At 69.3% G+C, this 21,590-nt stretch carries 20 protein-coding genes; 10 read left to right on the forward strand and 10 right to left on the reverse strand.

The annotated features are described in order from the left end of the window. Positions 1-29: 29 nt before the first annotated feature. Complete coding sequence (locus OG579_RS10020; protein WP_328859006.1) at positions 30-479, reverse strand: MarR family winged helix-turn-helix transcriptional regulator; 450 nt, start codon at positions 477-479, stop codon at positions 30-32. Beyond that, complete coding sequence (locus OG579_RS10025; protein ID WP_045824471.1) at positions 476-895, reverse strand: SRPBCC family protein; 420 nt, start codon at positions 893-895, stop codon at positions 476-478. Before OG579_RS10025 ends, OG579_RS10020 begins: the two co-directional genes overlap by 4 nt. On the opposite strand from OG579_RS10025, the gene OG579_RS10030 reads away from it, so the two are divergent. Next, positions 894-1,709, forward strand: coding sequence for a hypothetical protein (locus OG579_RS10030; RefSeq protein WP_328859007.1), 816 nt, complete (start codon positions 894-896; stop codon positions 1,707-1,709). The genes OG579_RS10025 and OG579_RS10030 overlap by 2 nt on opposite strands. Positions 1,710-1,783: 74 nt before the next feature. Here the strand turns inward: OG579_RS10030 and OG579_RS10035 are convergent, their stop codons facing one another. After that, positions 1,784-2,425, reverse strand: coding sequence for an MBL fold metallo-hydrolase (locus OG579_RS10035; RefSeq protein ID WP_328859008.1), 642 nt, complete (start codon positions 2,423-2,425; stop codon positions 1,784-1,786). A 166-nt stretch (positions 2,426-2,591) separates the two neighbouring features. On the opposite strand from OG579_RS10035, the gene OG579_RS10040 reads away from it, so the two are divergent. After that, positions 2,592-3,008 carry a DUF732 domain-containing protein gene (locus OG579_RS10040; RefSeq protein WP_052689053.1) on the forward strand — a complete coding sequence of 139 codons (417 nt, stop codon included), beginning with the start codon at positions 2,592-2,594 and terminating at the stop codon, positions 3,006-3,008. Between the two features lie 25 nt (positions 3,009-3,033). Here OG579_RS10040 and OG579_RS10045 read toward each other — a convergent pair whose 3' ends face one another. After that, positions 3,034-3,912, reverse strand: a complete 879-nt coding sequence (locus OG579_RS10045) for a LysR family transcriptional regulator (RefSeq protein ID WP_328859009.1) — start codon at positions 3,910-3,912, stop codon at positions 3,034-3,036. Between the two features lie 89 nt (positions 3,913-4,001). Between OG579_RS10045 and OG579_RS10050 the strand changes: the two genes are divergently transcribed. From OG579_RS10050 to OG579_RS10075, 6 genes are all read left to right on the forward strand, one after another. Continuing rightward, a complete protein-coding gene (locus OG579_RS10050; protein WP_328859010.1) occupies positions 4,002-4,859 on the forward strand; it encodes an aldolase/citrate lyase family protein in 858 nt (285 codons plus the stop codon). Between the two features lie 38 nt (positions 4,860-4,897). After that, positions 4,898-5,425, forward strand: a complete 528-nt coding sequence (locus OG579_RS10055) for a MaoC/PaaZ C-terminal domain-containing protein (RefSeq protein WP_328859011.1) — start codon at positions 4,898-4,900, stop codon at positions 5,423-5,425. After that, the gene (locus tag OG579_RS10060) at positions 5,425-6,759 is read left to right on the forward strand and encodes an acetyl-CoA hydrolase/transferase family protein (protein WP_328859012.1); all 1,335 of its coding nucleotides are present in this window, start codon (positions 5,425-5,427) and stop codon (positions 6,757-6,759) included. Before OG579_RS10055 ends, OG579_RS10060 begins: the two co-directional genes overlap by 1 nt. Positions 6,760-6,785: 26 nt before the next feature. Beyond that, positions 6,786-7,166: a VOC family protein gene (locus OG579_RS10065; protein WP_328859013.1), complete on the forward strand. Its 381-nt coding sequence runs from the start codon at positions 6,786-6,788 to the stop codon at positions 7,164-7,166. 38 nt (positions 7,167-7,204) lie between these two features. Next, on the forward strand, positions 7,205-8,953 hold the full coding sequence (locus OG579_RS10070; protein ID WP_328859014.1) for a pyruvate dehydrogenase: 1,749 nt from the start codon (positions 7,205-7,207) through the stop codon (positions 8,951-8,953). Between the two features lie 134 nt (positions 8,954-9,087). Further along, positions 9,088-9,837, forward strand: a complete 750-nt coding sequence (locus OG579_RS10075; RefSeq protein ID WP_328859015.1) for a MerR family transcriptional regulator — start codon at positions 9,088-9,090, stop codon at positions 9,835-9,837. A gap of 3 nt (positions 9,838-9,840) precedes the next feature. On the opposite strand, the gene OG579_RS10080 is transcribed toward OG579_RS10075, so the two are convergent. The 3 genes from OG579_RS10080 to OG579_RS10090 all read right to left on the reverse strand — a co-directional run bounded on the left by OG579_RS10080 (position 9,841) and on the right by OG579_RS10090 (position 14,839). After that, positions 9,841-12,066 (reverse strand): glycoside hydrolase family 3 C-terminal domain-containing protein, encoded by a 2,226-nt coding sequence (locus tag OG579_RS10080; RefSeq protein ID WP_328859016.1) that lies wholly within the window; start codon positions 12,064-12,066, stop codon positions 9,841-9,843. A gap of 76 nt (positions 12,067-12,142) precedes the next feature. Beyond that, on the reverse strand, positions 12,143-13,591 hold the full coding sequence (locus OG579_RS10085; protein ID WP_328859017.1) for an LLM class flavin-dependent oxidoreductase: 1,449 nt from the start codon (positions 13,589-13,591) through the stop codon (positions 12,143-12,145). 36 nt (positions 13,592-13,627) lie between these two features. Further along, positions 13,628-14,839 (reverse strand): amidohydrolase family protein, encoded by a 1,212-nt coding sequence (locus OG579_RS10090; protein ID WP_328859018.1) that lies wholly within the window; start codon positions 14,837-14,839, stop codon positions 13,628-13,630. Positions 14,840-14,926: 87 nt separating this feature from the next. On the opposite strand from OG579_RS10090, the gene OG579_RS10095 reads away from it, so the two are divergent. Next, positions 14,927-16,096, forward strand: coding sequence for an FAD-binding oxidoreductase (locus OG579_RS10095; RefSeq protein ID WP_328859019.1), 1,170 nt, complete (start codon positions 14,927-14,929; stop codon positions 16,094-16,096). Positions 16,097-16,105: 9 nt separating this feature from the next. On the opposite strand, the gene OG579_RS10100 is transcribed toward OG579_RS10095, so the two are convergent. Then, a complete protein-coding gene (locus OG579_RS10100; protein WP_328859020.1) occupies positions 16,106-17,200 on the reverse strand; it encodes a hypothetical protein in 1,095 nt (364 codons plus the stop codon). A 127-nt stretch (positions 17,201-17,327) separates the two neighbouring features. On the opposite strand from OG579_RS10100, the gene OG579_RS10105 reads away from it, so the two are divergent. Next, a complete protein-coding gene (locus OG579_RS10105; protein WP_328859021.1) occupies positions 17,328-17,972 on the forward strand; it encodes a hypothetical protein in 645 nt (214 codons plus the stop codon). A gap of 21 nt (positions 17,973-17,993) precedes the next feature. Here the strand turns inward: OG579_RS10105 and OG579_RS10110 are convergent, their stop codons facing one another. Together OG579_RS10110 and OG579_RS10115 are read right to left on the reverse strand one after the other, a co-directional pair. Continuing rightward, entirely contained in the window at positions 17,994-19,463 is a 1,470-nt protein-coding gene (locus OG579_RS10110; RefSeq protein WP_408068782.1) for a dynamin family protein, read from the reverse strand. Beyond that, positions 19,460-21,436: a dynamin family protein gene (locus OG579_RS10115; protein ID WP_408068783.1), complete on the reverse strand. Its 1,977-nt coding sequence runs from the start codon at positions 21,434-21,436 to the stop codon at positions 19,460-19,462. Before OG579_RS10115 ends, OG579_RS10110 begins: the two co-directional genes overlap by 4 nt. Positions 21,437-21,590: the final 154 nt, after the last annotated feature.

Raw genomic sequence — 21,590 nt, forward strand, 5'->3', positions numbered from 1 at the left:
CAATTGCGGACAGCCACGGTCCTCGACTTTCAGGGATGCCGATCGGCATTCACGGGTGCCAGACGGGTCAACAGCGTGACCGCATCTCGGCTCCCGACGGGCGCGAAGAAGTCGTGATCGATCGCCTCGACCACGGCGACGGCCTCTCGTGCCAGTCGCTCGCCGGCGGCCGTGGGTCGCACCGATCGCGCCCGCGCGTCTATCGGGTCCGGTCGACGCTCGACGAGGCTCCGGGACTCGAGTGCGCGCAGCACCTGCGACGTCATCATCGCGTCGGTGCCGGCGTGATCGGCGATGCGACGCTGGGTGGGCGGCACCGGCTCGTTCTCGGCGAGCCACCACGTACTCGCCAACAGCACGAACTGCACATGGGTGAGGCCGAGGGGTCGCAGCGCGGCGGTGATCGCGCGCTGCCAGGCGAGAGTGACCCGCCACAGCAGCAGTCCGGGACTCTCCGCGGGCGGAAGGCTCTTTTTCACCGGCCCTCGACGACACGTGCGAGTCCGTCGATCACGGCCCCGAAATCCGACGACACCCCGGCTCCGACAGCGGCACAGGTGTCGTCGTCGGCGCCGGTGACCTCACACCGGTAGGTGATCCGCGTCCGGTCGCCATCGGTCTCGGCGGTGTGTCGAACCCGGACCGCGACACCGGCATCGGGGATCTCGGTCAGGTCCTCGTACCCGCGACCGGGCTCGACCCAGGCGATCTCGAACGGCAGCGACGAGCCGTCGCCGAACACCATCTCCGCCCGCGCCCCGGGCGCGAACGCGTCGGTCATCTCGATGCGCGCGACGTCGTCGTTCCACTCCGACCAGGTACCGACATCGGCCCACCGTGCGTACAGCGCATCCGGTGACGCCGTGCTCTCACCGGTGATCTCGACACTCCACATGACCGCTCCTTCGTTCGGCAATTTAGTATGCGCGCATACTATAACGGACTTCGCCGACACCGCATTCCCGTCGCAGGCCTCAGGGCGCACAATCGCCGACATGACCGATCGCGACACCGGGGACCGTCACCTGAGCCGGCGCATCGAGGCCGAGGCGCTGCCCGCCTGGCGTCGCATCACCGAGGGCGAGCCGCGGTGGGCGGCCGCGGCGGCCATCGTCGCCGTGATCGCCCTGCAACTCGCACTGCCCCAACGACTGAACCTGTCGTCGCGGTACCTGCTGCCGGGAATCGAGCTGGCGCTTCTGGCGATGCTGGTGATCGCGAACCCACTGCGGATCGACCGGGCGTCGCGGCCCCTGCGATCGGCGAGCCTCACACTGATCGCCGTCGCCAGCCTGGCCAACGCCTACGCAGCGGTGCGGCTGGTCACCGACATCATCTCCGGTGACCACAAGGTGTCGGCCGCGGCGCTGCTCGCCACCGGCGGCGCGGTGTATCTGACCAACATCATCATCTTCGGGCTCTGGTACTGGGATCTCGACCGCGGCGGTCCGGCCACCCGCGCCGCAGGCACCAGGCAGTACCCCGATTTCCTGTTCCCCCAGATGACGACACCCGACGTCTCCGACCCCGACTGGGAGCCCCGTTTCGCCGACTACCTCTATGTGTCGTTCACGAACGCGACCGCGTTCAGCCCCACCGACACGATGCCGCTCAGCCGCTGGGCGAAGCTGGCGATGATGATCCAGTCGGTGATCGCGCTCGCCACCGTGGCGATGGTGCTCGCCCGCGCGATCAACATCCTGAACTGACCGGGCTCACCCGATCACATCAGCACCACGTCGCGGGCCACGTCGGCGACCTCGTCGGGATCGATCCCCAGAACTCAGATCTCGATGACCGTGCCCGGTGTCGGCTGCTCCAGCGACACCTCGGTGAGACCGTCGGTGCCGAGGAAGTTGTCGGCCAGGCTCTTGCCGACGTCGGACAGCAGCATCTCGTGGATCGCGATGGACCGGCGCGGCGCCACCGCGCGGATGAAGTCGGCCGCTTCACCGATCTTCATCCATGGCCCGCTGATCGGGACCAACAGCACCTCGACGTCGGCCTCGGGGACCTCGTAGGAGTCGCCCGGATGGAAGATGCGCCCGCCGAAGAGATAGCCGACGTTGTCGATGACGGGGATGTCGGCGTGGATCACGGCATGGCGCTCGCCGTGCACGGTGACGTCGACGTCACCGACGGAGAAGGAATCGCCCGCGGTGACCGTGGTGATGCGGTCGGCGTGGCCCTCGATCAGACCGGCGATCGACGGCGGACCGTAGAGCGGCAGGTCGGGTCGCGCGGTGAGGGCAGCGCCGATCTTCTCGACGTCGAGATGGTCGAAGTGCTCGTGGGTGATCACCACGGCGTCGGCGGCGGCGAGCAGGTCGGCCGATTCCGAGCCGAACGCACCGGGGTCGACGAGGATCGTCGTCGATCCCGACTCGACGACCACACAGGCGTGGGTGTGCTTGGTCAGCTTCATGGCGGGCTCCTGACTCGGGCAGCGGTTCTGAGATGGGGCTGATCACGAAACTACACACGGCTCCGACGGGTCACGGGTTTGTCGCATTCATCGATGCCGCCACACCGCTGGGCGATACTGATGGCCGCCGTCGAGATCCGCCGGCGACGACAGATGTGGGGCACACATGAAGAAGCTGATCTTCGCCGCGATCGCCGCGAGCGCGCTCGTTCTGGCCGGATGTTCCGACTCCGACACCGGCAGTGCCGCCGACTCGGCGACGAGCGCCGCCAACAATGCCGCCGACGACATCGGCAGCGCCGCCTCGAAGGCCGCCGACTCGGCAGGCAACGCCGCATCGAACACCCGTGACGCCGGATTCGTCGCCGCACTGGGCGTCGCGAACCTGAAGTTCGGCAGCGACGACGACATGGTCAGCGAGGCCAAGGACGTCTGCGAGGACCTCAAGGGCGGCAAGAGCGCCTCCGAGGCCGCCGACAGCGTGAAGGACAAGTACAACGACGACGCCGGCAAGGCGCTCAACTTCGTCCGCACCGCGGTGCCGCTCTACTGCGCCACCGAGACCGGCAAACTGATCGGCTGATCGACCCACACGCGCGGCCGTCGCCTCACCCGACCATGGTCGCCATGGTGTCGCGGAAGGCGACGGCCGCCGGCGGGAGGTAGCGGTCGCCGATACACCCGACCCCGATCACCCGTACCACCCCGGCGTCCCCCAGCGGGATCTCCACCACGTCGTCCCGCGGCGCGGGTGCCGACGGCAGGAGCGCCACCCCGAGTCCACCGCCCACCAGTCCGCGCAACGTCCCGATGTCGGTGCCCTCGAACGTGATCCGCGGCGCGATGTCGAATCGGGCGCACGCCGCGTCGAAGACGTGGCGCAGTGTGTGTTCGCCGTCGAGGGCCACGACGGCCTCGTCCGCCAATTCCGCGAATCGCAGTCGCTTCCGGGTGGCGAACCGGTGTCCGCGCGGGACCACCACGAGCAACTTCTCGGTGTAGAGCGGCGTCCACGAGACGTCGAGCGACTTGTCGAACAGTCCCGGCACACTGATGCAGAGGTCGGTCACCCCCGCGGCGAGATCGCTGATGACGTCGCGACCCGACCGCTGGTGGAGTTCGAATCCCACGCCGTCATGCATGCGGCGGTGCTCGTGGATCGCCCTCGGGACAAGGGTCGCACCCAGCGAGTGCAGGAATCCGACCGAGACGGTGCCCGCCGCGACCCCGGCCAGTTCACGGACCGCCGACACCCCGATGTCGATGGTGCGCGCGACATCTCGGGTGGACTCGCGGAACGCGGCCCCGTAGCGGTTCAGTTCCTTGACGCGACCGCGACGGGTGAACAGCGGCACCCCGATCTCACTCTCGAGCGCGGCGATGGCCCGACTCACCGCGGACTGCGACACCACGAGATGCTCGGCGGCCGCTCGTAGGCCGCCGAGATCGGCCACCGCATGGAAATACCGCAGTTGGTACAGCTCCACGGCACCTCCCTTTTGTTGCGTTTCACGCAAGCATACGATGCACAACTATCGATGGACGCGACAGTCGGGCCGGTCGTAGCGTCGACGTCATGACATCGAACCGGCAGTCCCCCACCCCTGGGATCCCGACCTCGTGGCTGTTCACCCCGGGCACGGATCACCGCCACTTCGACGTCGCCGAGCGCGTCGCTGCCGGTGTCGCCCTCCTGGATCTGGAGGACGCCGTCGCCCCCGATGACAAGGATCGCGCCCGCGCACTGGTGGTCGACGAGTTGACGACCCTGCGCGACAGGGACATCGACACGCGACGTGCCGTCCGGATCAACACACCCGGGTCGACCGCAGGTCTCCGCGATGTCTTGGCCATCGCCGAGAACAACTGCACCCCTCACTATCTCGTGGTTCCCAAGGTCGAATCGGCTGCGACGACAGATCTGATCGCGGACGTGTTCACCCAGGCAGGGGTGGTCGCCGATCTGGTGGTGATGATCGAGTCCGCCCGCGGGGTCGTCGACATCGCCTCGATCCTCGGCGATGGCCGAGCACCCATCGCCGCAGTGATGTTCGGGGCCGCCGACATGGCCGGCGATCTCGGGGCCGAACCGACGACCACCGTCGTGGCGCAGGCGCGGAACGCGGTCCTGCACGCGGCTGCGGCCGCCGGGGTACCCGTCATCGACAGTCCGTTCTTCGACATCGGTGATGCCGACGGACTCATGCGGTCGGTCGACGACGCCGTGCGCAGCGGCTGCGCGGCGAAGGCGGCCATCCACCCCGGGCAGATCACGACCATCACCGCCGGCTTCACGCCGCCCGCCGAGCAGGTCGAATGGGCCACCGAGGTCATCGACGTCGCGTCCCGCGGCGTGGGCACCGTCGACGGCCAGATGATCGACGAGGCCATCGCACGTCGCGCACGCCGGATACTCGTCCGCGCCGGGCGCTGAGATCACGCCCACCGCTTCACAACAGCAAGGAGAAGCACATGGATCCGATCCTCCCCGCGTATCGGGAGACCGGCCCGAACACCTATCGCGAGACCTCTGGTCTGTTCTTCGAGGACTTCGTGGTGGGCGACACGTTCGAGCACCGCCCCGGACGCACCATCACCGACACCGACAACATCTGGATGACGTTGTTGACCATGAACACCCAGCCGGTCCACTTCGACGCCGCCTACGCCGCGGCGACCGAATGGAAGAAGATGCTCGTCGACTCCACCCTCACGATCGCGATGCTCACCGGCATGAGCGTGCGCACCGTGAGCGCGAAGGTGGTCGCGAACCTGGGATGGGACAAGGTGCGAGCCACGCATCCCGTGTTCGCCGGCGACACCCTCTACGCGTCGAGCACCATCCTCGCCACGCGGGAGTCGGCGAGCCGCCCCACCCAGGGCATCGTCACCGTCGAGACGGCCGGCACCAACCAGGACGGTCACGTGGTGATGACGTTCGAACGAACCATGTTGATCCACAAGCGCGGTCACGCGCCCGAAGAGGAGGCGAACTACTGATGACCACCACGACACCCGGACGGACATCCACCATGTACGCGTCCAAGCTCACCGACGCCCACACCGCGGTGGAGCAGGTCGAGAGTCGGTCGACCGTCGCGCTGGGCCAGGCCGCCGGACAGCCACCCGCATTGATGCGCGCGCTCGCCGACCGCGCCCGCGCCGGCGAGATCGACGAGGTGAAGCTCTACTACTTCCACGCCGAACAACCCATGCAGGACAGCCTGCTCCGCTATGAACTCATGGGGGCGCTGCGCCCGCATTCGATGTTCCTGCAGCGCGCCGAGCGCGAATTGATCGAGCAGGGCGATCGCGACGGACGCAAGGTGGTCTCGTTCGTGCCCACCGCGTTCAGCCAGTCCATCCGCCTGTTCGCCGATGCGATCCCGGTCGACACCTTTCTCGTCACGGTGTCGCCGATGGACTCCAGCGGCTACTTCACCTTCGGGACCAACAACGACTACACCAGTTCGGTTGCCCGACAGGCGAAACGACTCGTCGTCGAGGTCAACACCCACATGCCGCGGGTGTTCGGCGCCTCGGCGCTGCACGTGTCGGAGGTCGATGCCATCGTCGAGCACGACGAGGATCTCCCCGAACTGCCGCAACGCCCGATCGGCGACGTCGATCGCACCATCGCACGCCGTGTCGCCGAACTGGTGCCCGAGCACGCCTGCCTGCAGATCGGTGTCGGTGGACTGCCGCAGGCGGTGTGCGAGGCGCTCGACGATCGCACCGATCTCGGCATCCACTCCGAGGTGCTCACCCCCGCGCTCGCCGGGCTCATCGAATCCGGCGTGGTGACCAACAGGTACAAGACCACCCACCGGGGCGCGTCCGTGTTCACCTTCGCCATGGGGGACAGAGCCTTCTACGATTTCCTCGACGACAACCGGGGAGTGGAGAGCCACCCCGTCGATCACGTGAACGACCCCGCGGTCATCGCCCTCAACGACAACGTCGTCTCGGTGAATTCGACCCTGGAGATGGACCTCACCGGTGCCTGCAACTCCGAGTGGATCAACGGCCACCAGTACAGTGCGGCCGGCGGTCAGGTCGACTTCGTGCGCGGCGCCTACAACTCGACGGGCGGCCTGTCGGTGATCGCCTTCGCCTCGACCGCTCGCGGCGGGACGATCAGCAAGATCGTGCCGCGGTTGTCCGGACCGGTGACCACCGCACGAAACGACGTCCATCACGTGGCCACCGAGTACGGCATGGTCGATCTCAAGGGTCTGTCGTCCACCCAGCGGGCCCAGTCGCTGATCGCCCTGGCCCATCCCGATCACCGCGCCGAGCTCACCGGGGCCGCGCGCGAACGCCACCTCATCTGACGCATCGCCGATCCGAAGGAGCCACCATGCAGGTCGAAGCGCTCGACCATCTCGTCCTCACCGTCGCCGATCCCGCCGCGACCGTCCGGTTCTACACCTCGGTTCTCGGGATGACCGAGCACATCTTCGGCTCCGGTCGCCCGGCACTGACGTTCGGTCGGAGCAAGATCAACCTGCATCGGGCCGGCCACGAGTTCGAACCGAAGGCCGACCGGCCCACCCCGGGTAGCGCCGATCTGTGCCTGCTCGTCTCGACACCCATCGACGAGGTGGTCTCCGAACTCCGCGCGTCCGGTGTCCCGATCGTCGAGGGGCCCGTGGAACGGACGGGCGCGACAGGGGCGATCCTGAGTGTCTACGTCCGCGACCCGGACGAGAACCTGATCGAGCTGTCCCACCCGATCTGACCCGCACCCCATCTGAACCCGACCACGAGGAGCGCACCATGGCGACCACCATTGCCGACCAACTCATCTCCGGCCTCATCGACGCAGGTGTCACGCGGATCTACGGGATCGTGGGCGACAGCCTCAATCCCGTCGTCGACGCCGTCCGCCGATCCGGCGGCTCGGCCAAGGGCGGCATCGACTGGATCCACGTCCGCCATGAGGAAGCGGCGGCCTTCGCCGCGGCCGCCGATGCGCAGACCACCGGGCAACTCGCCGTCTGTGCCGGGTCGTGCGGCCCCGGCAACCTGCATCTCATCAACGGTCTCTACGACGCACACCGCTCCGGTGCACCCGTGCTCGCCATCGCCTCGCACATCCCGAGCAGCGAGATCGGCTCCGGCTACTTCCAGGAGACCCACCCCGACCGGCTCTTCGGCGAGTGCTCGCTGTTCAACGAGCTGATCCTGACCACCGATCAGGCGCCACGGATGTTCCGGGCCGCGATCCAGTCCGCCGTCACCGGCAACGGTGTCGCGGTGCTCACCCTGCCCGGCGACATCGCCGAGGAATCAGCCACCGCGGCCATGGATCCCGTGTCGATCCCGGCGACGCCGACCGTCATCCCGCCCACCGACGTCATCGAGAAGCTCGCCGACGCCATCAACGCCGCCGAGAAGGTCGCGATCTTCGCCGGCTACGGCGTGAAGGGCGCCCACGACGAGGTCGTGGCGCTGGCCGAGAAGATCGGTGCACCGATCGGACACTCCCTGCGCGGCAAGGAGTTCATCCAGTACGACAATCCCTTCGACGTGGGCATGACCGGACTTCTCGGGTACGGCGCCGCACACGCGGGCATCCACGACGCCGACCTGCTGATCCTGCTCGGGACCGACTTCCCGTACGCACAATTCCTGCCCGACGTGACCACCGCGCAGGTCGACATCGACCCGACGAAGATCGGTCGACGCACCGCGGTGACGCTGCCCGTGTGCGGCGATGTGGGTGCAACGGTTCGCGCACTGGAACCGTTGGTGACCCGCAAGACCGATCGCCGCTACCTCGACACCTGGCTGGCCAAGCACGACCATCTGATGGACAACGTGATCGGCGCGTACACGACGAAAGCCGAGAAGCTGGTCCCGATACATCCGGAGTACGCGGCGTCGATCCTCGACGACCTCGCCGCCGATGACGCCGTGTTCACCACCGACACCGGCATGTGCAACGTGTGGACCGCGCGGTTCATCAACCCCACCGGGCGACGAAAGTTCATCGCGTCGATGCTGCACGGATCGATGGCGAACGCGCTGCCCCACGCCATCGGTGCGCAGAGCGCCGCACCGGGCCGTCAGGTCATCTCGATCTCCGGCGACGGCGGCCTCTCGATGCTGCTCTCGGAGATCCTCACCGTCGCGATGTACAAGCTGCCGGTCAAGATCATGCTCTTCGACAACGCCACCCTCGGCATGGTCAAGGCCGAGATGCTGGTCGACGGCCTGCCCGACTTCGGCGTCGATGTCGCGCCGGTCGACTACGCGGCCATCGCCACCGCGGTCGGGATCCACGGTCGCCGGGTCACCGAGCCCACCGACATCGCGGGCGCCATCGCCGAGGCCCTCGCACACGACGGACCGGCGCTGGTGCAGCTGATCACCGACCCGTTGGCGCTGTCGGTGCCGCCCAAGCTCACCGGTACGCAGCTCAAGGGTTTCGCGCTCGCGATGAGCAAGGTGGTGCTGAACGGCGGGGTGGGCGAGGCCATGAAGATGGCGAAGTCGAACCTGCGCAACGTGCCGCGCCCCTGATCGTCCCGCTGTCGTCGTCCACCGGCGAGAATCGACGCTTGACCCTCACGTAGCGTGCGGCTCTAGCGTCGATCGCGTCGGTCACACCGTGTGACCGGCAGAGGAGTACGGAACGGCGGAGAAGGCGGACCGGCATGAGTGAGCACGAGAAGCTGTACCGCGTAGGCCAACTCGCGGAGCTGACCGGTCTCACGGTGCGTACCCTGCACCACTACGACGAGATCGGGTTGTTGAGTCCGTCGCGGCGCAGCGGTGCGGGATATCGCCTCTACGGCGGCGAGGACGTCACGCGGCTCTACGAGATCCTGGCGCTGCGGCAGCTCGGATTGTCGTTGGACCAGATCAGTGACGCGATCCACGGTGAGACATCGCTCGAGGCGATGCTCGTCGCGCACGCCGATCACGTCGACGCCCAGCTCGCGGCGATGCAGAAGCTGCAGACCCACATGGCGACCGTCCTCGCGACGGTGCGTCGCTCGCACCGTCCCACCGACACCGACCTCCTCGACCTCATCAGGAAGGTGATGACAGTGGATGCACGAGTGGAGAACTACTTCGACGCCGATCAGCTCGCAGCGCTGGCGGTCCGTCGAGAACAATTGGGCGAGGACCAGATCCGCGCGGTCGAGAACCGGTGGCCGTCGCTGATCGCGGAAGTCGATGCGGCGATCGCGGCCGGGACGGACCCGGCGTCCGACGAAGCCGGCGCGCTTGCGACCGAATGGATGGGACTGCTGGAGCAGTTCCACGGCGGCGACCCCGGACTGCGGGACGGTATGTACCGCATGCAGGAGGAGAACACCGAGGAGATCCAGAAGAACTTCGGTGGACCGACCCCGGAGCAGATCGATTTCATCCGTCGCGCCAACGATTCTCGTGGCTGACGGTCAGCCGCGGCCGGGTCGGTCTGTCGCGAGCAGGTCGTCGAGGGCGTCGGACGCCATGCCGAACCGTTTCAGGCGATCCAACGGCATCGAACCCATGATCGTCACGAGGTCGGTTCCCATGGCGGAACCACCCTCCGACGGACCGGCGGGCAGCATCCCTGCGATGGCCTTCCCGATGACGGGGTCGGCCAGGGCCTCGGCGAGGGTGGACTGCCAGGTGATCGGGACCGCGTCGTCGTCGCCGACGATGTGCACGGTGTCGGTGACGCGGAGATCGCGACTCGATGCACCCACGGCGACACCGTAGTCGCCGTCCTCGACAGTCCAGTCGTCGCGGCGCACGTCCCAGTAGGCGAGGTCGGAGCGGTCGATCCGTATCGAGACGCGCTCGGAGACACCGGGTTCGAGGAGAGACGTGGTCGCGAAGCCCTTCAGCTCCCGAGGTGGTCGGGTCACCCGCGAATCGGTTGTCGTGACGTAGACCTGCACCACCTCGCGTCCCGCCCGGTCACCGGTGTTCGTGACGGTGATCTCGACGTCGACGCCGGTCTCGTCGGCGGTGACCGACAGATCGGTGTGGTCGAAGTCGGTGTAGGACAACCCGTGTCCGAACGGGAAGGTGACGTCGGACCCGCGGGCGTCGTACCCGCGATAGCCGACGTGGATCCCCTCGCCGTACCGGACATGGGAGTTCTCGCCGGGGAAATCGAGGTATGACGGGCAGTCCTGGAGGCGGACCGGCACCGTCTCGGTGAGGCGTCCGGACGGGTTGACGGCGCCGAACAGCACGTCGGCGATCGCGCCGCCACCGGCCTGGCCGAGCAGGGCGCCGTCGAGGATGGCCGGGACGACCTCGGCGATCGGCGCCAGGCGCAGCACGCCACCGTGGGCGAGAACCACGACGGTCCGCGGCTGCACCTGCATCACGGCAGACACGAGTTCCTGCTGATCGGAGGGGATCTCGATGTGTTCGCGGTCGAAGCCCTCCGACTCCTGGTCGTCACCCAGACCCAGGAACAGCACCGCCACCTCGGCATCGGCCGCAGCGCGAACCGCCTCGTCGCGCAGGGCCGTGGCGTCACCGGACCCGTCGGTGGTGAAGCCGGGCGCGAAGGCCACCGCCTCGGTTCCGGCCTGTGAGCGGATCTCGTCCACCGGGATGTCGACGCGGGTCGGGTTCACATGCGAGCTGCCGCCACCCTGGTAGCGGGGTGACTGCGCGAACGCGCCGAGGACGGCGATCGAGGTGCCCGGAGTCAGCGGCAACAGCTCGGCGTCGTTCTTGAGCAGCACGATGCTGCGGGCGGCGGCCTCGCGGGCGAGGCGGTGGTGGGCGTCGAGATCGACGCCGACCGCGTTCTCCCGCCCGGCGTGCACCCGGCGCGCCAGACCGGCCACGGCCGACGCGGCACGATCGACAGCGTCCTGCGACAGCGCACCGGCGCGGACGGCGGCGACCACCTCCGCATCCGCCGCGGTGCCCGTTCCCGGCATCTCCAGGTCGAGACCCGCGCGGACCGCGGCGACGCGGTCGCGCACCGCACCCCAGTCGCTGACGACCGCACCGTCGAATCCCCATGTCCCACGCAGGAGTTCGGTGAGCAACCAGTGATTCTCGGCGGCGTACACACCGTTGATGCGGTTGTAGGAACACATGACCGTCCACGGGCGCGCGGTGCGGACGATGTGCGCGAAGGCGCGGAGATAGATCTCGTGCATGGGCCGGGGGTCGATGTCGGAGCTCGAGCGCATCCGGTCGGTCTCGGCGTTGTTCAGCGCGAAGTGTTTCAGGGACGTCCCGACCCCGACGCTCTGGACGCCGGCCACCCAGGCGGCGCCGAGGACACCGGTGACCACGGGGTCCTCGGACAGGTACTCGAAGTTCCGACCGCAGCGCGGATCACGCTTGATGTTGACCCCGGGCCCGAGCAGCACGTCGACGCGCAGCGCCCGCGCCTCACGGCCCAAGGCCTCCCCCACCCGGTGGACCAGATCGGGATCCCAACTCTGGCCGAGGCCGACCGCCGGCGGGAAGCACGTCGCGGGCTCACTGCCCGCGAGGCCGAGATGGTCGGTGGCGCCGGTCTGCCTCCGGACGCCGTGCGGTCCGTCGGTGAGGACCAGCGACGGCACCGCACCGATCGCCTTGGTCGTCCAGAAGTCGGCGCCGCTCCCGAGGGCGGCCCTGTCCTCGAGTGACAGCTCAGACAGTGCGGGTTCGGTCATCAGGGCACCTCCACCCGCAACCCTACGGACGGACCCGGGTCGGGACCTGGTGCGTGGGGTGGTGAACCCGGCGTCGTCAGACGCCCAGTCCCGAACGCACCGAGTCGTCGATGGTGGAGTTGACGCCGCCGACGCGGTAGGTGGCGCCGCGGTGGCGATCGGGCAACCGGTCGCCCTCGCCGAACAGTTTGTGCCGCAACGTTCCCGGGGTGTACTCGCGCTCGTACGCGCCGCGACGCTCGAGCGCCGGGATGACGTGGTCGACGACATCACGGAAGGTGCCCGGGGTGACGGCGTAGGCGAGATTGAAGCCGTCGACATCGGTCTCGTCGACCCAGCTCTGCAGCTGGTCGGCAATGGTCTCACCCGACCCGACGAGCACAGGGCCCATCCCACCGATGCCACCCCAGGCGGCGATGTCACCGACGGTCCACTCCTTGCCGGTGTCGGAGGCCTGCTGGAACGATGCGACCGCGGACTGGATCGCGTTCGACTCGACGTTGCCGATCGGCTCGTCGAGGTCGTAGCTCGACAGGTCGATCCCCATCCATCCCGACATGAACACCAGCGACCCCTCGGCGCTGGCGAAGCTGCGGTACTCGGCGGCCTTGGCCTGGGCGGCCTCCTCGGTGGCGTCGGTGATGATGGTCAGCAGCGTGTAGATCCGTGCGTCGTAGGGCTTGCGCCCGGCATCGACCAGCGCGGCCCGCACCCGCGAGACCGTCTCGCGCAGCAGCGGTTTGGTGGGAGCCGCGACGAAGATGGCCTCGGCGTTGCCCGCGGCGAAGGCAAGTCCCCGCGGTGAGGCGCCGGCCTGGTAGATCACCGGCGAGCCCTGCGGCGAGGGCTCGGAGACGTGGATTCCCGGCACCGAGAAGTGTTCTCCGCGGTGGCCGATGTGGTGGACCTTCGCCGGATCGGCGAACACCCCGGCCTCGCGGTCGCGACGCACGGCGTCGCGTTCCCACGAGCCCTCCCACAGCTTGTAGAGCACCTCGAGGTACTCGTCGGCGTGGTCGTAGCGTGCGTCGTGGGCGAGTTGGTCGGTCTCACCCATGTTGCGGGCGGCCGACGGCAGGTACCCGGTGACCACGTTCCAGCCGATCCGCCCCTTGGTCAGGTGGTCGAGTGTCGACATGCGGCGCGCGAACGGGACGGGATGCTCGAACCCGGTGCCGGTGGTGATGCCGAACCCGAGGTGTTCGGTCGCGTACGCCATCGCCGACACCAGGAGCAACGGGTCGTTGACCGGCGTCTGCGCGCCCTGACGGATGGCGGCCTCGTCGGTGCCGGCGTAGACGTCGTAGGTGCCCAACACGTCGGCGATGAACAGCCCGTCGAATCCGCCGGTCTCGAGCAGCTTTGCCAGCTCCACCCAGTAGTCGAGGGTGTTGTAGTCCCAGGATCGGTCATGCGGATGACGCCACAACCCCGGGGACTGATGGGCGACACAGTTCATGTCGAAGGCGTTGAAACGGATGGGACGCGACACGGATGACTCCTCGATAGACAGACCTGGATCCATCGTGGAGGCAAGAGGAGGCCTACGCCACAGTTGCGCTCAGCGTGGGTCGGAGGACTGTTCGTCGAGGCGATACACCCGAACCGCGTTGTCGCGGAACACCTTGCGCAGCAGCTCCGGCCCACGCGGGGCCAGCACGTCGAGGAGCGTACCGACGATGGTGGCGACGGTCGCATTCGGTTTGTCGATGGGGAAGTTCGATCCGAACATCAGTCGGTCGGGACCGAACAGATCGGTGGTGTGGGCGATGAGCGGCCCCATCATGTCGGTCAGCGTCGCCTGACTGCCGATGTTGCCCGACGACTGGTGGCCGTACCCGAGGAACGAGAAGGCGACCCCGGAGTGCTTCGCGACCACGTTGCGGCAGGCGGCGACCTCGGCCATCCCGTCGCGCCACCGGGCGAGGATGTCGGCGCGGGCGGCGGCGGTGTGACCGGTGCGGGCGCCCATCGGGCCGAACACGCCGACCGGGGTGGCGTAGTGGTCGAGGACGATCGTCGCCTCCGGGTACTCGCGCGCCAGCACGGCGACGTCGTGCAGTTGATGCGAGTAGACCCACGCCTCGAAGGACAGACCGCGCTCGGCGACCCGCGCGAAGCCGTGCAGGAAATCGCGCGACGCCAGCAGGTGGGGGGTGTCGGTCCAGTCGCGCACCTTCGGGTCGGGGTGGTGCGCCGCCATCGTGCGGATCCCGCGGAACGGCGCCCGCTGCGCCGAGCGTTTGTGCATCGAGAGCAGCGCCCCGAGGTGGGAGTCGCGAGGTTGTGCGTGACCGACGATGGCCGCGAGAGCCGGGGCGCCGGCGACGCCGAAGGGCAGCGCGTCGATCCAGCGGGTCTCCCCGGCGGGCGCCATCGGATCCGACCCCTGCCACGACGCCTCGATGTGGACCGCCGAGGAGATCGGTGCGCCGGCGGTGGCCTCGACGTCGGCGACGTCGCGCAGATAGTGCTCGGGGAGATACGGCCGCAGCAGGAAGCGCGGGGTGAGCGCCATCTCGCGATCGGCCTGGTTCGCGAGACGGAACAGTCGGTCGCCGACCGCGGGCGCGAAGCGGTAGACCCGCGCCACGCGGTTCGACTCCCGCGGGGTGGTGACCGGGTCCCACTGGTGCATGTGTGCGTCGACGATGCCCGACACCACACCGGCGAGTGCGCCGCGTCCCGAGGTCCCCGACGCGCTATCGTCCACCGACGCAAAGGGTTCCGAGACGCCGGTCGCGTGCTCGGTGTCGTCGTCGGATGGCTCCATGATGTGACTGTACTAACGTGGTGACGGCCCACGCGCGGTGGGCGCGGCGAGATCTGCGGTGAGAGACGACGAAGGGCGAGTTCGGCGATGGGTGGTCACACGCGCCGGGGACTGGCGCTGGTGCGTGAGCGGATCGAGGCCGAGCCCGACCGTTTCGTCGCCGACTTCTACACCCGCCTGTTCACCATCCGCCCGGCCCTGCGCGACCTCTTCGGAGCCACCATGGCCCACCAGCGTGCAGCCCTGTTCGGCGTGCTCGACCACGTGCTGGAGGCCTTCCCCGACACGGCCTCGCACGAGGATCTCGTCGCGCTCCTGGCGCAGCTGGGTCGCGACCACCGCAAGTACGGGGTCGCGCCGGCCGACTACGACGTGTTCTGCAACGCCATGCTCGCCGAGATCTCGGCGACGATGGGCGACGAGTACGACCACGAACTCGCCACCATCACCACGCAGGCCCTGATGCTCACCACCGGCGTGATGCGTGGGGCGGCGCAGACCGCGCCGGGCCCGGCGACCTGGACCGCGCGGGTGGTCGAGAAGTTCCGCATGTCGCGCGACCTCGCGGTGGTCCGACTCGTCGCCGACCATCCGCCACCGCACGTGGCCGGCCAATACCTCGAGGTGTCGATCCCGCAGTGGCCGCGGGTGTGGCGTCATCTGTCGCCGTCGGTGCCCCCGAACCCGCACGGCGAACTCGAGTTCCACGTGCGGGCGATCCCCGGTGGGACGGTCAGCTCGGCGATCGTGGGCGAGACCGCCGTGGGCGACGTGTGGCGGCTCGCCCAGAGCCACGGGACGCTGACGATCGACCCCACACGCGAGTCTGTCCTCGTGGCCGGCGGCACCGGCATCGCGCCGATCCGGGCGTTGCTGCTGCAGATGGCCCGGCGCGCCGACACCCGACCGACGCGCCTCTACTACGGCACGCGCTACCCCGGTGAGCTCTACGAGGCGCCGAACCTCGCCCGCCTGGCCGGTACCAACCCGTGGCTGTCGGTGACGGTGGTATCGGAGAAGGACACCAACCCGTGGTGGCTGACCCGCACCATCGACGCCGACGCGCTGCACATCCGCCATCGGATCGGCCGCCTCGACGACGTCGTCGGATCAGAGGTCGGGGCCGCGCTCGACGCGGGAGCCGCCCCCGACACCCAGGTGGTCATCGCCGGTTCGGCACCGATGATCGAGAACACCCGTCGCACCCTGATCATCGCCGGGGTGCCCGGACGCATGATCGATCACGACCCGGTCTGAGCTGGACCCCTACGGCGCGAGCGATTCGCCGACCGGCGGTTTGGGCGATGTGGTCGTCGTGGAGGTCGTCGTCGTCGTGGTGGTCGTGGTGCTGGGCGGGGTCGTGGTGCGGGTGATGGTGCGCGGCGGCTGGGTGACGGTGACGGTGTCGCGCGGGGGCGGTGCCTGCTCGGCGGTCTCGGGGACCTGCTCTACGGGCGCCTCGGTGGTCGTCGTGGTGGTCGAGGGGGGTCGCGAGGTGCTGCTCGGCGTCGACGACGTCGTGGTCGGCGCGCTGACCGTCTCGCTGACGACGGCCGGTGTGGGCGCGTCGTCGCCACCGGAGAGCAGCACGACGGCCACCACGATCGCGGCGAGGACCGCGGCGGCGGCCGCCGCGGCGCCGAGGATGAGCCATCGGTTGCGCGCACCGGCGCCCGTGCCGCGGTTCCGTCCGTGCAGGGCGGCGCCGTGGGCGGCCGAGAAGGTCGGCTCGTCGGCGATCTGGACGGGCAGCTGCGTCTCGTACTCCAGCGCCGGACCGACACCGGCGAGCGACGCCCCCGGACCCACCACGAGCACACCGCGCCGACCGGCGTCGGTGGTCGGCAGCAGATCGAACGCCGCGGCGACGGTGGCCGCGCCGGTCGGTTCGGTGACCGGTTCGCGCTCGCCACCGGCCGGCAGTTGCACGGCCCCGACCACGCTGGCCGATTCGGTGTCGACCGCCGCGATGGACAGTTCGTTGAAGGGGATCGCGTTCTCGGCGAGGTCGATGACGACGACCACGCCGCGCTGATCGGATTGCGCCGCAGCGACATTGGCGAAGGCGAACGGGGTGTCGGTGATGGTGGTGCGGGCGTACCAGTCCGGGGCGCCCGCGGTGCCGCCGGTGATGGTGTTGTGCAGTGCGACCTGCATGCTGCGGCGCGCGCACGCGACGGTGATCGACTCGACCTCGAAGGGTGCGGTCTCGACGAGCTGCGAGATCGCGTCGAACACCGACTCGGGTGAGTCGTCGGCGAGATCGACCACGTTGCGGGCCAGCACGTTGCCGGTGGAGACCTCCATGACCACCGAGGCGATCTGGAGATCGGTGACCGAGACTCCCAACACCTGAGCCATGACCGGGGTACCTCGTTCTCATCGGTGATCTGCCGTCGGTCCTGCGCCGACGCCGCTGTCCTGGCCGACCCTATCGTGGTGCCGTGTCGCGACCGCGGCACATCTGTGACGTCGTTACGCTCGGGTGATGTCCGACGTCCGCGATCAGTCCGACCACCCGGGGTCGCCCGACGACCGCCGGCCCGCGATCCGCCCGTCGACCGCAGCGGGATCCCGCGGTGACACGTCGCGTGGGTCCGAGGCGCCTCGTCCGCAGCGGCCGCAGGTCGCCGTCACACCGATGCGCGCCCCCGTCGACGACCGCCGACCGCGCGTGATCGACCTCGGCATCGTGGTGTGGGTGTTCACGCTCGTGGCGCTGGCGGCCACGGCCGCGCTCGTCGCCCTCGACCAGGGCGCCGCACGGTCCGAGCTGCGCCGGTCCCTGGCCTCGGACAACCCCACGACGGCGCAGCGCGACATCGCCAACACCGTCGACATCGCGATGGTCGCCGCCGGCGGTGTCTGCGTGATCGTGCTGCTGCTGGTGATCTACGGATCGATCCGTCTGCGGGAACGCGTGATCGGCGGTCGCGGCACGCTCACGACGATGGGCGTCATCACCGTCGTCGGGTCGATCGCGTTCTGGACCGTGCTGTCGCCCGCGCGCGACGTGCTGAACCCGGCGGTGACGTTCCTGCCCTTCGTGGTGGCCGTCCTCGCGGCGGTCGCGACCGGACTCATGTTCACCGGCGACGTCACCCGCTGGTTGAAGGCCGCGCCGACACGCTGAGCGACCCTCGCGGTCGGGGTCTCAGCGCTCTGTCGTCAGGGCGGCGAGCACGCCTTCGGCGCTGCGTGCGGCGACCCCGCACGCCAACGCGGTGGGCCGGTCGAGCAGGGGATGCGTCGCCCGCGCCCGCCACATCCGGATCGCGTCGAGTGCCGCGGTGCGCACGGCCTCGGTGCCCGCGTCGGGATCGAGACCGAGCCGCACCATCGGATCGATGCCGACACCGCCGACGATGCGGGTCAGCTCCTCGAGGTGGTGTTCGGGCAGGTGGATGGCCCCGGCGCGTACCCGCCCGAGCAGACGCAGCTCGGTGAAGCCGTGGACGTCGGCGAGCATCCGGTGGACGTCGGCGGCGATGGCCGCGGAACCGGGGGCGTCGCTCTCGTCGAGGATGCGCCCGAGGGTGACCAGCGCGGTGTGGCTCTTCAGCTGCTCGGTGCGCTGACCGAACTGCACGTCGATGACCGCGCGGAGTTCGTCGAGCCCGCTGCGCTCGACGAGTTCGGCGGCCAGCGTGGGGCTGTCGGGACTGCCCAGTCGGATCAGGGTGACCGCCATGCGGACCCCGAACACCCCGAACCGGTCGAGCAGTGCCGCGCGGGTCTCCGCGGCGACGGGCAGGTCGGTGGTCGGCGCGGAGAACCGGTCGGCCGACAGCATCGCCAGGGCGAGGTCGTCGGGTGCGACCGACGCGAGCGCGACCAGGGCGCGGTACTCGACCTCACGCAGGGTGCGGGCGCCGAGCGCCAGCAGCCCGGCGACCGGCACGACCGCCTGACACAGTCCGGTCCGTTCGAGTTCGGAGGCGAAGCGGGCCGCGACGTCGCGCGCCGACATCATCGCGTCCATGCGGCCCGCACCGATCTCGTCGGCCCGGGACACGACACCCACCACGCCCAGCGGACCCGATTCGCGGCCGATGGCCTGCCCGATGCGTCCCAGCATCGCGGTGTCGGTGTGGGTGAGCGAACGCAACAGGTAGACGACGGCGTCGGCGCCCGACTCCCCGTTGTCCGGGGTGAGCATGTCGACGGTCTGCGCCGAGATCTTCCGCGAGAGCGACGCGGTGCCCGGCGTGTCGATGATGGTGGTCGACTGCAGGGTGCGGGCGGGCCACGCGACGTCGAGGCGGTCGACGCGGTCGGCGGTGAGCGACCCGAAATCGAAGGTGAGCCGACCGGCGGGTCGCAGGACCGGGATGTCGATCCGGTGGTCACCGTCGTAGGTCGCGGTGACCGTCGGTGTGGTGCCGCGGCGGTACCAGGTGACCACGCGGGTGCACTCGGTCGCGTCGGTCGGTGCGATGTCCTGGCCGACGAGCGCGTTGAGCAGCGTCGACTTGCCCGCCTTCAGCGAGCCGGCCAGCGCCAGACGCAGCGGCTCGTCGAGGCGGTCGGCGCACTCGGTGAGCCTGCGATCGGCCCACGGGTCGTCGTGGTGGGCGGCGCGTGCGGCCTCGATGAGCGCCCGCGTCCGGTCGAGGGTGCTCACTGCTTCCGGTGCCGCGCGATCGATCGCGTCGGGGTGGGCTGGGGTTCGCCCTGGCCGGCCGGTGCACGCTGGTCGGCCGGCTCGGCTCGCTCGACCGCGATCGCACCGGGCGCGGGTTCGAGTTGGTTCGCGACGGTGCGCAGGGCACCGACGGCGTGCAGTTGCGCCTCGAGTTCGGCCATCCGCGTGGTGCGGTGCGCACTCTGCGCCGAGGCGGCCTCCTGCGCCGACCGCAGCGAATCGTTGACCGATCGCGCGGTCTGGTCGGCGACCGCGGTGAAGTGGTCGCGCAACGCGCGTTGGGTGTGGCGCAGTCGGTCGCGCGACTCCTTGCCGACCTGGAAGCTGACGTCGTCGGTGAACTTGCCGATGGCCTGGCGCGCCTTGGCCCGCCGCCCCTCGATGCGGCCCTCCTTCTCGTCGCGATAGGCCTTGGTGCCCAGCAGGACTCCGGCTCCGACCGAGATGGGGTTGATGAGGGTGAGCCCGACGACGGTGGTCAGCAGACCGAACATGAGCACGCCACCGTACGACCCGCGCATGCCGATGAGCATCTTCTGACCGATGCCGATACGGCCCGACTCGAGGTCGGAGAGTTCGGTCACGGTGTCGAAGACGCCGTCGAGATCGGAGATGTCGAGATCGGGCAGCACCACCTCGCCGGCGGCCGCGAAATGGTCGGCGACACGCTGCGCGAGCCACACCGTGCGCTGTTGCGCCCACACGAAGTTGTCGCCGACCGCGAGCCCGATCTGGTCGGCGAGCCAGTCGCTCAGCTGCGGCCAGTCCTTGCCGGGATCGCCTTCCTCGACGGCTTTCTCGGCCTCACGGGTCACCGCGCGCAACCGGTCGCGCAGGTCGTGGTCGATGTCGGAGGCGAGGTCGCCGATGCCGTCGGCGAGGGTCTGCTGCCACAACGCCGAGGTGGTCTGCATCTGCGCGGCCGCGGCCTGCGCACGCTGCAGTCCGGCGACCGCGGCGGCCGCGGTCTCGGGATCGCGCAACGCGGCGAGCTCGCTGCCCAGGGTCAACGCCAGGTGCTCGGACACCGACCGCAGATCCGACGCGACCGAGGCCCGGGTCATGGTGTCGGCGTGGGCGACGACCCGCTCGCGCAGGTACGCGTAGAGATCCGCGAAACCCGATTCGGCGTTGAGGGCGTCGTCGTTGCGGCGCAGCGCATGTGAACGCAGCACCGACGAGATCGGCAGCAGTGGCACGTCGATGCCCTCGCGGTCGAGGTGCGCACGGTCGGCGTCGACGACGGCTCGCCAGTGCGGGTAGAGGTCGGTCTTGCTGATCAGGCACGCCACCGTGGGGCACAGCGCGGTGACCTGCCGCAGGAAGGCGACCTCGGGTTCGGTGAACTCGGTGCCGGCGTCGGAGAGCACGAACACCGCGTCGGCGGTCGGGATGAGACCGAGCGTGGAGGCGGCATGGGGGTTGCCGTGGCCGCCGACCCCGGGGGTGTCGACGAGGACGAGTCCGTCGGCGAGCAACGCGCTCGGCGCGGCGATCTCGAGGCGCAGGACGGTACGACCGCCGGCGAGCGGGCTGCGCGGTGTGATCGCGTGGATGTCGGCCAGCGGGACGGGCACGCGGATCGGTTCGTCGGTCCCGCTGTCGAGGACCAGCTGCGCCGAGGGTTGCGCCGCGTACGACACCAGCGTCGGCACCGCGGTCGTCTCGTCGTCGCCGACCGAGCAGACGTCGACCCCGAGCAGTGAGTTCACGAACTGGCTCTTGCCCTGTTTCAGCGGTCCGACGACGACGATCCGCAGACGCGGGTCGGTGACACGGGTGCGGGCGCCGGCGAGGCGGTCGGCGAGGTCGTGGCGGTCGACACCGATCGCGATCTGCGCCATCTGCCCGAGGAGGTCGCCCAGCTGCTGCCCGGTGGACCCCGACGAGTTCTGTGGGGTCGGATCCCGCTGAGGGGATGAACCGTCGGATCCGGTCGGGATGACGTGCATGGGGAGTCGACGACCTCAAACTGTCGTGTCCACCGGCGGTGCCCGACCGCCGCATGGCCTGTCTGATCTGGGTGTTCTGTGTGGTTACCGGGTCCGCGAACCGCATCGGCCCCGCACGCAAGCGTACGGGGCCGACGCTGTCACACGGTCGTGG

It is taken from the genome of Williamsia herbipolensis (assembly GCF_036153515.1).
Taxonomy (GTDB): Bacteria; Actinomycetota; Actinomycetes; order Mycobacteriales; family Mycobacteriaceae; genus Williamsia_A; species Williamsia_A herbipolensis.